Source organism: Pseudomonas jilinensis (assembly GCF_003586265.1).
GTDB classification, from domain to species: Bacteria; Pseudomonadota; Gammaproteobacteria; order Pseudomonadales; family Pseudomonadaceae; genus Halopseudomonas; species Halopseudomonas phragmitis.
In genome coordinates this window covers 1-13,403 of the sequence record NZ_QJSA01000026.1, presented here as the reverse complement: position 1 = coordinate 13,403, position 13,403 = coordinate 1, and the positions used below count along the sequence as shown (strand labels likewise).

Below are 13,403 nucleotides of genomic sequence, written 5' to 3'. Positions count from 1 at the left end.
ATATTGGCGCCAACCGCCGAGCCAAGCTCCAGATCACCAATGGCGAAGCTGATGGTCTCCCCTTCCCGGTAGCTGAACTGTCCTTGCTCATCGGTCTGGCCGGCGTCAGTCTGACTGCCCTGATAATCCAGCCCGGCAACGGGGCTATCGACAAAGGTACCGGTATGCACCTGCGGCGCTGACCGGGATGATGACGAACTGCTCAAACAGCCGGATAGTGACAGCAGAGGCACCAGAGAAAAAACCAGAATTGCCGAGCGCGCCCCTGATTTCGAGGGTATGGCATATGACATGCGGGTCTCCGTTTATTCTTGTAGTGGAGTTCCTTTCAGGCTCCTGAATAGCTGCCAACCCCAAGACAACCGCCCGGACCTGACACAGGTAACCTACTGACGTCAGGCTTGGGCGTCGAACATATTGCGAAAACAACCCAAACCTGACTCTTGACCTTAGATGTCACTCTCGTGAGACACAAACCAAATCAGAAACGGTTATGAACGTTCATTCACATGAGAATGATTATAAATAGATATCAACCGGCCCCCATGAACGACCGCTTCGTCATGTTTTCTGTCGCGTCTAGTCAGAGGAAATGGCGGAAGGACATGGGAGTCGAACCCACCAGACGCGCGTTGCGCATCTCACCGGAGTTGAAGTCCGGGCGCCCCACCGGGGACGATGTCCTTCCCTGTATGGCGGCTGGTCAGCCGGCCACGAGAAAACGTTGTTCACGCACAAAGCGGGTGATGCCGGCGCGATCGAGGTATTCCAGCACCTGAATCGTCAGGTTACGGCCGATGCCGGAGGCATCGCGGTATTCGGCGGCATTGAAGCTGCCGCTGGGTGAGTCCGCCACCAGTTGCCGGGCCACAGCCGCCAGCCCCTCAACCTGCTCCGGCAGGTAATAGCGGTTGGGCGCGACCGCAATCAGTTCACCGGCACGCTGCATACGCCGCAAAAAGGCCTTGAGGGTTTCCAGCTCGATGCCCAGCGCCTGGCTCAGCTCGCCGACAATTGGCGGGCGCAGGCCGCCCGGCAACAACTGCGCACTGACCCGCTCCAGCAGTGCCCGATCCTCAACCAGCAATTGCGGTTGGTGCTCGGGTAGATGCCAGGCCCAGGCCTGGCGTCGTAGCCGGCCGTCACCATGCCAGCGTTGCAACAGCGCCCGGGCCAGGACCAAAGGCAGTTGCAGCGTGCTGACCAGCGCCAGCTCGCCCTCGCCAGGGCCGAGCCGTTCCGGGTGCGCAGCATGCCAGTCCTGCAACCGCTGGTGCAAGCGCGCCCAGGCGCGGTCGATCTGCCCGGCCAGCATCAGCCAATGTTGGCGAGCCGCGTCCAGCAATTCGATACCGGCCGCGCTGTGCCGCAGTTCATCCAGCAGTTGCTGCTGCTCACCCGGCGTCAAATTGAAGCGCACGGCAAAGCCGTCCAGTGCCACCGGTGCCTGTTGCAGAGCTGCCAGCAGCGCAGCACGCGGGCCATCGGCCTTCTGCCAGTGACGCAGCAGTGCCAGACGCTCGGGCTTGCTGCGCCCGCGTCGCAGCCCTTGCGGGTCGAGCACCCGGCCACCGCCCAAGGTCTGGTTGGCAGCCGGGTCGCGGATGATAAAGCGATCCCCCCAGAGTGCCTGCACCGGCTGTTCCAGCAGCAGTTGCGCCAGCACCGGCTCACCTTCCTGCAAGATCACCGCACGCAGCGGATAGACTCCGGTACCCAGATGCAGTTGCAGCACGCCGCGATGCCAGCGGCTGCCTGGCAGTTGGGTCAGCGCTACATCCAACCGGCTGCTGGTGGCCACTGGCACCTCGCTCAGCCAGTCGCCGCGTTGGGGCTGCGCAGCATCCACATCGCCCGCCAGATTCAGCGCGCAGCGCTGCCCGGCCAGCACCTGATTCACCTCATGGCCGGCCATCTGCAGGCTGCGCACCCGCAGACTCTGGCCGTTGCAGTGCAGGCTCTGACCACTGTGCAACTGGCCACTGACCAGCGTACCGGTGACCACGCAACCGGCACCAGCGAGGCTGAAGCGGCGATCGATCATCAGCCGCGCATGCCCGCTCGGCGGGCGTTGCCGGTGTTGCTGTGCCCGGCTGAGCAGATCCGCATGCAGAGCCTCAAGACCCTCACCGGTCAGACTCGATACCGCAAAGGGCACGGCCTGCGGCCAGCCCCGCTGTTTCAGCAGTTGCACCAGCTCGGCGCTGGCCGCCTGTTGGCGCTCGGGCGTGACCCGGTCACAGCAGCTCAATACCGGTACGAGTTGTTCAACCCCGAGCAGGTGCAAAATCGCCAGATGCTCCAGCGTCTGCGGCATCGCCCCGTCATCGGCGGCCACCACCAGCAGCGCCAGATCCACCGCCGCCACGCCGGCCAGCATAGTGCTGATAAAGCGCTCATGCCCCGGCACATCGACAAAGCCCAGCGGCGGGCCACCCTCAACCGCCAGCCAGGCAAAGCCCAGCTCAATGCTCAGGCCGCGGCGTTTTTCCTCGGCCAGGCGGTCGGTATCGACCCCGGTCAGCGCCTTGATCAGGCTAGTCTTGCCGTGATCGACATGCCCGGCGGTAGCGATGATCACGCCCCGGCCTCCCACTGCTGACGCAGCGGTTCCGGGTCTTCCACGCAGCGGCAATCGAGCAGCAGGCTGTCGTCAGCGATCCGCCCGATTACCGGCGTTGGCAACTGGCGCAGACGCTCGGCCAATTCCCGCAATTCACGGCTGCGCGTGCGTTTGTTGCTGCTGATGCTGCTCAGACGCAGCGCGGCGCTGGGCAGAGTTTCCAGCGGCAGCGAGCCGGAGCCGATCTGGCTGTATACATCACATACATCCGCCTCGAATCCCGCCCCGGCCCAGCCGCGCAGTGACGGCAACAATGCCTCGGCGGTCTGCCGGATGGCCGCCGATTCACGGGTCAACAGCCGCAGAGTCGGCACCCGCTGCACCAGGGTGTCCGGGTCGGCGTACAGCCGCAGCACCGCTTCCAGCGCCGCCAGGGTCAGCTTGTCGCAGCGCAGTGCCCGCTTGAGCGGACTTTTGCGGATTTTGCTGATCAGCTCGGCACGCCCGGCGATGATCCCGGCCTGCGGGCCACCGAGCAGTTTATCGCCGCTGAAGGTCACCACATCCACACCCTGAGCCAGAATCCGCCCAACCACCGGCTCGGCCGGCAAGCCCAGCGCCTGCATGTCGATCAGCGAGCCGCTGCCCAGATCGACCACCAGCGGTACGCCCTGGGCGCGGGCAATCCCGGCCAGTTGCGCCTCATCAAGCGAGGTAGTGAAACCCTGCACCTGATAGTTGCTGGTGTGCGCCTTGAGCAGCAAAGCGGTGCGCGCAGTGACTGCCTCGGCATAGTCGCGGGCATGGGTGCGGTTGGTGGTGCCAACCTCGCGCAGCTTACAGCCGGCGCGGGCCATGATATCCGGCAGCCGGAACGAGCCGCCGATTTCGATCAGCTCACCGCGTGACACCACCACCTCACGGCGCGACGCCAGTGCATTGAGCACCAGCAGCACAGCGGCAGCGTTGTTGTTGACCACGGTAGCGGCTTCGGCGCCGGTCAGGCGGCAGATCCAGTCCTCGACGTGGGCATCGCGGTCACCACGTTGGCCGCTGGCCAGATCGTATTCCAGATTGCTCGCCCCGGCGGCCACCGCAGTCATGGCGGCAAGCGCTTCGGGGGGTAATGGGGCACGGCCCAGATTGGTGTGCAGTACCGTGCCGGTGAGGTTGAGCACCGGGCGCATCGACGGCGCCAGGGTGCGCTCGATGCGTTGCTGGACAGTGGCTACCAGGGTTGGTTGATCGCTGATCTCACCGCTGCGCCAGAGTTCCAGCGCGGCGCGCAGGGAGTCCAGTACCAGCGCCCGGCCGTGGCTGGCGATCAGGGTCTGCATACCGGGCCAGGCCAGGGCCTTGTCTACTGCCGGGGGGCGTTGCTGCATGTTCATCGCCAGCCTCCCCGGGGCCGCCGTTGGCGGCCTTGGTTCGAGCAGATGCTCGAACGCTCCCAGGAGAACCCAGCCCTGCCCCCGTGAGCTACACGCGTCCCCTGGGAGCTGTGAGCATCTGCTCGCAGCGGGGATGCACCAGCGCAATCACTCGCCCGCGCCCTCCTCGGCGCGCAACAGGCGCAGGATGTCAGGCAACGCGCCATCGGCCAGGGCACGCATTTCCTCATCGGTGCGGTCCTGGATCGGGTGCGGCACGAAGACCATGGCCGGGTCAAAGCCCAGCGCCTTGGACTGCAACGCGGCAGCATCAACAAACTCACTGGAGGCGACCCCTACTCCCGGGATCTGACGTGACTCCAGGTCGGCGATGTCATGCATACAGCACGACGTACACGACCCTCAGTCAGCCAGACCTTCGACCAGTAGATCCACCTCAGCAGCCATCTGCTGCTTGAGTTCGGTTGGCGCGATGCGGGTAAAGGTCGGCTTGGCGTAGCGCTTGACCTCAATCCCCATGGCCGCCAGTTGTTCCTCGATACGGTCGAGAAACACATTGCCGCGCGGCTTGGAAATATCCAGCAGGCCAACCACCTTACCCTCCAGACTGGCCGGACGCGCCAGCCGTGCCCGCTGCGCAGGCGCACGCTCGGCCGTGGGGTCGAGCAACAGGGTTTCGTTCATACAGTTACCTCACGTGTTACCGGAGACGAACCAACCGGGCCAGAAGCAGCCCAGCCGGCAATAATGGCGGAAAACAGGCCGGCGGTGCCGCCAGCCCGGACGATCAGCAGGCCGCCGGGGCGAAACTTGGGCACCTGCAGATCCTTGAAACGTTCGGGAATGCCCTCGGCAATGCCGCCAGCCCCCGCGACCAGCTCGGCACCCGGCGCCAGCAGCAGGCGTTCCAGCTCTTCGCGCAGGCGCTGCTTGGACCAGCCAGCGTCGATAAACACCCGCGCATGTTCGGGCGACACCACCAGCACCGCATCACCGGCCATCGCCAGCTTGGCGTGATCAACCGCGCGCAGCGACAGGGCAAAGGAGCGTGCCAGCGATTCAGGATCGCGTGACTTCTGATCGACAATACCCTGCACCCCTTCACCGGGGAACAGCGTCACCGCCGACCGTCCTGCCTCGATGCCACGTTCCTGGGCCAGCGGCAGCCAATCGCTGTCTTCTGCCTCGGCAAAGCAGAAACTGTACTTGCCGGGATTGCCCAGGGTCGCGCGGTCGATCTCGCCGGGGCGGCCACCACCAACATTGCGGATGATCAGTTGCAGCGCCCGGCCGATAGTGGCGTTGGCGCGATTGCCCTGGCCCAGTGCATTGACCCCGAAATTCATACCGATGGCCCGTGCCGCCGGGCCGTTGACCACGATCATCGGGCTACCGAACATGGTGGTGCAGATCAGCCCGTGCAGGCCAAACTCATCGGTCAGCGCAGCTTCCAGCGCCGCCAGCAGCACCGGCATGTACTCAGGTTTGCAACCGGCCATAACCGCATTGATGGCAACCTTCTCCACCGTGCAGGGCACCAGATCAGGTGGCATCAGCCCGACCACTTCATCCGGCGCACGGGTGGTGCCCTTGAGCATCCTCAGCACCCGTACCGGAGTCGGCGGCACCACCGGCAAGCCATCACTCCAGCCGCGCTCGTAGCAGGCTTCGATGGCATCGTCGGCAGAAGAAATATCGATTTCACGCGACTGCAGGCGAATATCGCCAAAGGCCAGTTCCAGCTCCTCGGCAATGCCCGGCTCCAGGGTCTTGGAACCGCAGCCGGGGCGCATCACCGGCAACTCCTCACCCAGGGTCGGCACCCCACTCAGGGCACGCCAGTCTTCCTTGTGCCAGCCATAGGTGCGCTCGACCTCCTGGCCGTTCTCGACCCGGATCAGGGTCGGCACGAACTCAATGCCAAGGCGGTAGGAATGTTCCAGGGTCTGGTCATACAGAGTACCGGGTAGCGCGGCGGCGTATTCGGCCGAGTCCTGCACATACACGGTCAGCGCTCCGGCACCAGCCAGCTCCGCCAGCAGCGGTTCAACCAGCCGGCAAGTCGGGCAATCGGCCTTGGCCACCACAATCAGGCCATTGGGAAGTGCTGTAGTCATCGGAAGCCCTTCTGCGGGTCTTGTGTCTCGTAATGATTCAGCATAGCGGATGCCAACCGCCGGGCGAGGATCATGGGTGGGATGATTGGTGGGGTATCAGCGCTGGCAAGACCGGCCCTTGGAGCAACGTCGGCTCAGCTGTAACGCTAGATGGATTGCCGCATGGATTGCCACGTCGCTGCGCGACTCGCAATGACAGTTGAGTGCATAAAGGCATACACCACCATCGACACACACGCCGTCATCGCGAGGCCGCAGGCCGTGGCGATCCATCGGCCTGCAGCAGCACTATGAGCCTTAGCCCATCCGGTACAGGGCACAGATCTTGTTGCCTGCCGGATCACGCAGGTAAGCCAGGTACAGCTTGACGCCATTACCCTCACGCACACCCGGCGGGTCTTCGCAGGTCACGCCACCGTTAGCCAGGCCGGCAGCGTGCCAGGCGTCAGCCTGCTCCGGGCTGTCCACGGCAAAACCAATGGTGCTGCCGTTGCCGCAGGAAGCCGGCTCACCATTGATCGGCTTGCTCAGGGCAAAGGTGCCGGTTTTGGTGAAGTAGAAGCAGCGGCCCTTGGGGTCAATGACGCCCGGCTTGGCACCGATAACGCCGAGCACCGCATCATAAAAGGCCTTGGACGCCTCGATATCATTAGCGCCGAGCATGACGTGACTGAACATGATGAATTCCTTGCTGATGGTTGTTGTTGGGTCCAGCCCAACAAGACTTCAGGGAATCGGTGTCGGCGTCAAGCACGATCTGCGGACTGAATAGTTACCCGCTCAAATGCCAACAGCTCTGGCCTATGGTCTAAACGGATATCGCAGAAAGATCGTTTGATATATCGGTTCGACGACAAGTCCATTTATATCTTCGCTATTGGTGGTCACTACGATCAGCCCTAATTGTTGTTTATCAACACAACAATTAGCGGCTTAGCCGTGCAAAATCCGCTGGGGCATTACCGTTCGGCATACCAACGTTGTGGTCAGGTCGAGCGCTGCTACGCTTGATGAACACGCCTAGGTATATCAACCCAGGCGTGAAGGCAAGGACCAAATTATCAGGGAGACGCTCATGTCCTTTTTCAACAAAATCCTCAGCAAACTCGGCATCGGCAGCGCGGAAGCAGCACCCGCAGAGCCTGGCGCGGCAGCACTGGCAGAAACCCCAGCCGCCACAGCAGCGGAGGCATCCCCCAGTGCCATCCCTGTCGTAGACGTGGTTGCCCAGCTCGAACAAAAAGCCGCAGCCAATCCGCAGCAACTGAACTGGAAGACTTCAATTGTCGACCTGCTCAAACTGCTTGATCTGGACAGCAGCCTCGGCGCACGTAAAGAGCTCGCCACCGAATTGGGTTGCCCGGCTGAGCTGATGTCTGATTCAGCGCAGATGAACATGTGGCTGCACAAGCAGGTGCTTGCTCGCATCGCCGCAAACGGCGGCAATATCCCTGCCGAATTGACCAACTAACCCAAACCGATACGCCGTGCGGCGCTCGATTACCGACATTCCATTTGCACTCAGTCGCCAAGCTGCTGTCGGGTGCTGTTGATGCCATAGTTCAGCCAGCCGGACTCGTTGAGATTGGAGGACTGCCGGCGCAGTTGGACGAGAATCTGCAGTTTCAGGTTCAGTGCTTCACGGTCGTCAGGGGCTGCTGACAGAGCGGCATCGAGCAAGCGCAGCGCTTTGACCTTGTCATTCTGCTCTAAGGCGACCCGCGCTTGGCCGATGACAGCCTGGCTACCGCCGGCCAGGGCGACCAGATCGGGATAGATGCCTTCGGGTGGCAGGTCATACATATTGACCGGGTTGCCGTCGAACCAGCCCATGTACCCCTCGTAGATCCCGCGTACCGACCAGGCAATCCGCCCATAGGCTTCGCTCATCTGCAGCGACTCAGGCAGCTTGATCTCGCGCATCAGGGTATAGACGTCCTTGCCCTGGTTCATGCCAATCACGGTCTGATCGTGTACGTACTGGATAGCGTCTCGATAGTGGGTCAGCGCACTACGAATGGCCTCTTTGCCGCGAATCGGCGCGCCATGACCGGGCAACAGGATTTCCGGTTCCAGCGCCAGCACCCGGTCAATCGAGGCGACGTAGTCCAGCGCCCAGCGCGGTTTGGTGCCGCGCAGGGTGTAGATGTTCGGGAAGGCGGCATAGTACAGGTCACCGACAAAGGCCGTTTTGTATTGTGGCAACCAAACGGTCAGGGCGTCGTCGGTTTCGCTGGGAGTGTGGATCAGCTCGAATTCGACGTCGCCCAGAGTGAAAGCCATGTGGTCGTCGAACAGGGTATCGGGCAGCATGGGTGCGGCAAAGTTCTGCACTGTGGCGGCCTGGCTCTGACCGGCGTCCAGGGCGAAGCCGAACTGGGCCCGATTGCGCTGATTGAAAATACCTTCCAGACGCTGCTGATAATGCAGGAATTCGACCATGTTGCGCTGCCCGATCACCCGGGTGTCAGGCTGTTTCCAAAGGTCGACTCCACCGGTATGGTCGCCATGACCGTGGGTCAGGATGATGCTGTGGATCGGTCCGTCATCCACCGAGCCGAGCAACTGCCTGTGGTGCCGGGCCATGCTCCGGAGCGAGGTGTCGATGACCACATTGCCTGCGCCAGTGACCACCATGAAGCTGTTGCCGAAGCCAGTGGCCATGTAGCTGACCTCGTTGATCCTTTGCGCTTCGGTCTGAGTGCTGCCCTGCTGCAGGTGCAGGCTCGGATCGGCACGACCACTGCTCAGGGCCTCGGGGGTGTAGGTATCGGCGCTGGCCAGGCCGGTGACCAGTACCAGCACTGCCGCCAGATGACAGGTGTTGTGTTTCAGCATTGATGGACTCCACGTATTCTTGTTTATCTATGGTTCAGCAAGGGCGCTATCCGGTGATGCGTGCATTTGCCCGGATAGCCTCGGATGAGCATGATAGGCAGCAGACAATCGCAGGCCGTGTCACATTTGTTACATCGCACAGGCTTTATTTAGGGGCTGACGCTTGGCTGAGTTTTATCGGAAGGGCAACTGGTTCGCTGAACTGCCGGTGCAGGTGCAGGCGGCGATCCGTGAGCGCATGCGGATTCGCCACCTGAACAAGGGCGAGCACCTCTACCGTCAGGGCGCCGGGGCCGTCGGGCTGTACCAGGTGCTGAGCGGTTTTGTGCAATTGCGGGCAATCGGCAGCAACGGCAATGAAATACTGATAACCATCTACGGGCCGGGTTGCGTGCTGGGTGAGATCCCCTTGATGTCGAGCATCAAGCGCGCCTTCGATGCTCTGGCGCTAGGCCCGGTGCAAATAGCCGAACTGCCTCGCCAGGACTTCGACGAGTTGTCCCGGCGCTATCCGGAAATCTACCAGCGCCTGACCGAGAAGCTCTGCCAAACGATTGTCGGCCTGCTCGCCCACATCGAAGACACCTCGCTCCTGAGCCTGAACCAGCGGCTGGCCAAACTGCTGCTCTCGGCCGCGCGCGCCTACGGCCGAGAGGAACAGGCCGGCCAGTTGATCGATCTGCCTTTGACTCAAGCCGATATGGGCAAGATGCTGGGCGTCAGTCGGCAAAGCGTCCACCGCGAACTGACCCGCTTGAAAAGCGCCGGTCTGGTGAGCAAACGGCAGGGTTGCTGGTTCATCAGCGACCTGCCAAAGCTGCAGGAAAGCCTGTCGCCCCCACACAGATCCCAGGCCGATTCTGACTGACCTGGCAAAAACTGTCCGGCCTGTACACATTGGCCATGGTCACTCGATCAGCTTCAGCGCCTGACGTACACGCTGAGCCAGATGCTTGGGGTAAACCTCTGCCAAACTCACCCTGTCACATTCCTGAAACTGACAGAATGTTTTGAGGGCAGCTAAAAATGCAGCCAGCAGCAGTTCTTCATCAAAGTTGAGCTTCTCAAAATACAGTGACTTGATCTCTAACAACCTGAGCCTGCGGTGGGCTTTGCAGTCCATCCGCCCGACAAACTCATCACGGTAAAGAAGCGGCAGGCAAAAGTAGCCGTATTGACGCTTGGCTGCGGGCACATAGCATTCTATTTGGTAATCATATTGGAAAAGCGCTTTCAGCCGTTCGCGCTGAATCACGCTATTGTCGAATGGAGACAATATGACCATGCGATTGCTCAGCCGTGGAAGCGGGCCATCAAGCGCGCCTGCTTCCACTATGAACGTTTCGCCGCTGCGGAGCTTTATCTGCTCCAGAACACCCTGGGCCAGTCTATCGTCAACCAGATTTTTAACCGCCTTGCGGAGTTCAGCATTGCGGCGTTGGTATGTAATCCCCTTGAGCGCAACAACCCCATGGCAGCGTAATTGCTGATCGACGATATGCGTGGAAAACTCTTCCATGCTGGGATTCTTGGTATTGACGCGGGATGGCAGTACCCGCTCGGTCAGGTCATAGGTTTTCTGGAAACCGGTGCGATCACTGATCATCAGGTCGCCTTGCATGTACAACTGCTCAAGCGCCTTTTTAGCTGGCTTCCAATCCCACCAGCCTGCACGTTTCGTCGTACTGGTTTCTATATCACGCGAACGCATCGGGCCATCGGAGCGTATACGCTCCAACAGCTCTCCCATCAGTTTCTTATCGGGATTTCTATACCAATGCGTCTGGCCGCTCTTAATCGCATGCTTGTAGGGCAAGGAGAACCGGAAGTCGGCAATTGGTAGAAACGCAGCCGCATGCGCCCAATACTCGAAAATCTCGCCATCAGCCAGCATCTTGTTCGTCATGGCCGGGTTGAACTGCGGAACTCTAGAGTGCAAGACATGGTGATGCGCTCGCTCGACAACCGATATGGTGTCGATCTGTACATAACCGATGTGATTAATCGCCTCCCGCGCCCCCGCCAAACCACGCCCAAAGGGCTGAGCCTGTAGCAAGCCTTGAGCGCTCAGGGCTAGACGACGTAAACGGGTCAGATCGTGTGAGCGCTCAATTTCAATCATGAGCTGGGAGTATTCACTTTAGTGGGGGGAGTTCACGGTCCGCTTGAACACATAGCTAGCCATCGGCATCAGAATCCTCGGTCGCCGTCTTTGGCCCCGCTCTCATATCAACAAGCCTGTCAGGAAACAATATACCGATCCTACCGGTCTTCGCGTTGAGCCCGAGATCACGCTTGGCCATGACGATCTCGATATGTTCACGAACGGAAGGTTGAAGCAATGAGAGCAGATACTCTATGAAAGACTCGATCGTCCTTAGCTCGTCGTCAATTCGATCAAAGCCAACTGCCGCGAGCTCTACGCCGAACGAACGATCCCAGAAAGTCGGGTACTCAATGAAGACTGGGACTTTATTGTTGAAATGCACGGTTCCGAAACTGAGCTTTTCGATCGCAAAGTTACCATGCAACAGATCGTTTCGCTCGTTGACGATGCTGTGATATTTGGAACAAGGCTGCGAGGTATAATCAACCGGAGAAGCAAAGCCCTGGCAGTTGATATGCAGGGATCTAATGCGAACATCGATTGGTTGGCGAACAACGCTTTCGAGCAGTCGCTTGTCGCCCTTGATATCCGGCCGGACAAGGACAAACAAAAGAAGGTTGACAAATGCTTCTGCCATCACCGGAAGCATTGAGCGAATGCCAAAGCATAGACCAACCGCCGACGAGTACTTTCCGGCTGTTTCATTCCAAGCCTCCTGACCACCTTCGAGCGAAGCGAAGTCGAATATTGACATCTGCTTCACACTGTCGGGGCTCAAAGACAGCGCATCGAGCTCGCCTTTAAGACGCCCAACAGCCAGTTTGATTCTCGCAAAGGGGTTGATGAACTGCGTCCATTTCTCCAGCCCTTCAGCTCGCAGTCGCGACATCCTCTTCCCATGCGCGGCAAAATCAGCTTTGAACTGCTGGAAGACGGCCTCGCGTGAATACTCGGCTTCCTTGAAGTCACCAGTGCAGTGAAGTTCGCTTCTGAAGTTGTGACCCTGAATGTGGATGAGACCTCTATCACAGGCTAAGGACCACTCCCAGTGAATGAGATTGTCCGAGCTATCATTCCGCCAGAAGTTCTGTAGACCGTTGGGAGGCCCAAAGCGGGCGTAGAGGTAGCAGTACAGATCGACTGGTTTGATTTCGTTCGTGAACGGCCAAATGAACCCGCCCTTCGGAAGCTTCTTTTCTTGGATGATTTTGATGAGGCAGGCCGGATGAACCGGCTCCAGTTCCTCAAGCGGAAAAACCGCCATAGACTGTTCTCCGATAGCTAACGCCCGCTTTCAACCGCGGCACTGACGACACGGAGCGACGGCAGGGACGTCGGCTAGAAGGCATTATTCGGTCTCACTTTACACTCAACCGACTGTGTTAACTGCGACGCACAAATACTTTACTTTGAGCGAGCGAGCCCTGCTCATCAGTATGGCATTCAATTTGCGCTCGCCTACCAATAGCGCTCGAACGTTGACCTTGTTCGGTGCGTGCTCAGCTTCCTTGACAGCTCGGTACTTGACGCACTGATAGATGCCACGCCGAAGGTCGTCGTCGTTGGAGCGGCATGACTTAACTTCCACTACAACATGGTCATTGCCATCTGAGAACAGCACATCAATGGTATCCCCCGAGAGGAGAGGTGCTTCTACCGTTCCTTTTCCGAATGACTTCGCAAGCCCCACCTTTAAAGGGTTGGAAGCAACCCATTCCTTGAGCTTCTTATGTTCGTCGCTTTCTGCAGGCCCGCCATGACTCATTCCATTTATTGAACGCCCATCAACTTCACTACCCTTTATGATGCGAAGCTTTGACTCAGCATTGTGACCAAACAGCTTCTGGTTGATCTCGCCCCATTTTGGATACTTGAAGACTTTTTGTCGCTCCCGGGCAACCACTTCCAGTTTTTCTTTGGTCGAAACGTTTTCCCAGTTGCGGTAACGACGCTCCCCGTATCTATCAGCAAGGTACCCTCCGGCCCCAGCCCCCGGAACCCCATCTGGCCTTGTGATCAGTACATTGATCAATGGTGCGGCCGGCTCGATTTCTAGAATTCGGTCCATCAGCGACCCTGCTACATGACCGATCTGAGTTGGAAATATTTTCCCGACTTTCAACTGGTATTGGAGTTCGTCTCCGATCGCGCCATACGTGACAAAGGGCTCTCCAGCGCTGAGACACCGCAAAAGCATGGCCATTGCGTACTGCGGGCCGTCTCTAATGAGCTGCTCGACTGTATAGGTCGCCATCGAAGAATCCTCCAAGCTTGCAAATGTGAATGGTCAGTCGATTGAGACCGAAAGCCTAACTCAATAGCACGCGTCACTAATACACGACATAACACCCACTAACCAGGCAGGTTGAATCGCCCCGGGTTTCATG

Annotated in this window: 12 protein-coding genes, 1 tRNA gene and 1 pseudogene; 3 read left to right on the top strand and 11 right to left on the bottom strand. The window is 59.7% G+C overall.

The genetic code is table 11. The features are described from left to right. The 7 genes and pseudogenes from C2846_RS18590 to C2846_RS18190 all read right to left on the bottom strand — a co-directional run. Nucleotides 1-293: pseudogene (locus tag C2846_RS18590) on the bottom strand (hypothetical protein); the annotation flags it as partial. 300 nt (nt 294-593) lie between these two features. Next, nucleotides 594-688, bottom strand: a tRNA-Sec gene (locus C2846_RS18690). A 15-nt stretch (nt 689-703) separates the two neighbouring features. Then, nucleotides 704-2,581, bottom strand: coding sequence for a selenocysteine-specific translation elongation factor (gene selB / locus C2846_RS18215; RefSeq protein ID WP_165443863.1), 1,878 nt, complete (start codon nt 2,579-2,581; stop codon nt 704-706). Continuing rightward, nucleotides 2,578-3,948, bottom strand: coding sequence for an L-seryl-tRNA(Sec) selenium transferase (gene selA, locus C2846_RS18210; RefSeq protein WP_205890278.1), 1,371 nt, complete (start codon nt 3,946-3,948; stop codon nt 2,578-2,580). The genes selB and selA overlap by 4 nt, the downstream gene beginning before the upstream one ends. Before the next feature lie 153 nt (nt 3,949-4,101). Next, nucleotides 4,102-4,638: a UGSC family (seleno)protein gene (locus tag C2846_RS18975; protein ID WP_276310927.1), complete on the bottom strand. Its 537-nt coding sequence runs from the start codon at nt 4,636-4,638 to the stop codon at nt 4,102-4,104. Beyond that, the gene (locus C2846_RS18195) at nt 4,635-6,071 is read right to left on the bottom strand and encodes a thioredoxin family protein (protein WP_119702163.1); all 1,437 of its coding nucleotides are present in this window, start codon (nt 6,069-6,071) and stop codon (nt 4,635-4,637) included. The genes C2846_RS18975 and C2846_RS18195 overlap by 4 nt, the downstream gene beginning before the upstream one ends. A gap of 297 nt (nt 6,072-6,368) precedes the next feature. Next, the gene (locus C2846_RS18190; protein WP_080051242.1) at nt 6,369-6,749 is read right to left on the bottom strand and encodes a VOC family protein; all 381 of its coding nucleotides are present in this window, start codon (nt 6,747-6,749) and stop codon (nt 6,369-6,371) included. Between the two features lie 90 nt (nt 6,750-6,839). Here C2846_RS18190 and C2846_RS18970 point away from each other — a divergent pair, with 90 nt between their 5' ends. Next, nucleotides 6,840-6,974: a type II toxin-antitoxin system YoeB family toxin gene (locus tag C2846_RS18970; protein WP_080051776.1), complete on the top strand. Its 135-nt coding sequence runs from the start codon at nt 6,840-6,842 to the stop codon at nt 6,972-6,974. Nucleotides 6,975-7,146: 172 nt separating this feature from the next. Then, on the top strand, nt 7,147-7,542 hold the full coding sequence (locus C2846_RS18180; protein WP_119702162.1) for a DUF3597 domain-containing protein: 396 nt from the start codon (nt 7,147-7,149) through the stop codon (nt 7,540-7,542). Nucleotides 7,543-7,592: 50 nt separating this feature from the next. Here the strand turns inward: C2846_RS18180 and C2846_RS18175 are convergent, their stop codons facing one another. Then, nucleotides 7,593-8,909, bottom strand: a complete 1,317-nt coding sequence (locus tag C2846_RS18175; protein ID WP_119702161.1) for an alkyl sulfatase dimerization domain-containing protein — start codon at nt 8,907-8,909, stop codon at nt 7,593-7,595. A gap of 163 nt (nt 8,910-9,072) precedes the next feature. Here C2846_RS18175 and C2846_RS18170 point away from each other — a divergent pair, with 163 nt between their 5' ends. Then, nucleotides 9,073-9,777 (top strand): Crp/Fnr family transcriptional regulator, encoded by a 705-nt coding sequence (locus C2846_RS18170; RefSeq protein ID WP_080051245.1) that lies wholly within the window; start codon nt 9,073-9,075, stop codon nt 9,775-9,777. A gap of 39 nt (nt 9,778-9,816) precedes the next feature. On the opposite strand, the gene C2846_RS18165 is transcribed toward C2846_RS18170, so the two are convergent. From C2846_RS18165 to C2846_RS18155, 3 genes are all read right to left on the bottom strand, one after another. After that, nucleotides 9,817-11,031, bottom strand: a complete 1,215-nt coding sequence (locus tag C2846_RS18165) for a winged helix-turn-helix domain-containing protein (RefSeq protein ID WP_119702160.1) — start codon at nt 11,029-11,031, stop codon at nt 9,817-9,819. 55 nt (nt 11,032-11,086) lie between these two features. Continuing rightward, nucleotides 11,087-12,280 (bottom strand): hypothetical protein, encoded by a 1,194-nt coding sequence (locus C2846_RS18160; RefSeq protein WP_205890276.1) that lies wholly within the window; start codon nt 12,278-12,280, stop codon nt 11,087-11,089. Between the two features lie 105 nt (nt 12,281-12,385). Further along, nucleotides 12,386-13,270: a hypothetical protein gene (locus C2846_RS18155; RefSeq protein WP_119702159.1), complete on the bottom strand. Its 885-nt coding sequence runs from the start codon at nt 13,268-13,270 to the stop codon at nt 12,386-12,388. Between the last annotated feature and the right edge of the window lie 133 nt (nt 13,271-13,403).

Bases quoted from the DNA above. Each gene is read 5' to 3' on its own strand.
- selA (WP_205890278.1), bottom strand. From the start codon at position 3,948: ATGCAGCAACGCCCCCCGGCAGTAGACAAGGCCCTGGCCTGGCCCGGT.
- C2846_RS18195 (WP_119702163.1), bottom strand. From the start codon at position 6,071: ATGACTACAGCACTTCCCAATGGCCTGATTGTGGTGGCCAAGGCCGAT.
- C2846_RS18190 (WP_080051242.1), bottom strand. From the start codon at position 6,749: ATGTTCAGTCACGTCATGCTCGGCGCTAATGATATCGAGGCGTCCAAG.
- C2846_RS18180 (WP_119702162.1), top strand. From the start codon at position 7,147: ATGTCCTTTTTCAACAAAATCCTCAGCAAACTCGGCATCGGCAGCGCG.
- C2846_RS18175 (WP_119702161.1), bottom strand. From the start codon at position 8,909: ATGCTGAAACACAACACCTGTCATCTGGCGGCAGTGCTGGTACTGGTC.
- C2846_RS18165 (WP_119702160.1), bottom strand. From the start codon at position 11,031: ATGATTGAAATTGAGCGCTCACACGATCTGACCCGTTTACGTCGTCTA.
- C2846_RS18160 (WP_205890276.1), bottom strand. From the start codon at position 12,280: ATGGCGGTTTTTCCGCTTGAGGAACTGGAGCCGGTTCATCCGGCCTGC.
- C2846_RS18155 (WP_119702159.1), bottom strand. From the start codon at position 13,270: ATGGCGACCTATACAGTCGAGCAGCTCATTAGAGACGGCCCGCAGTAC.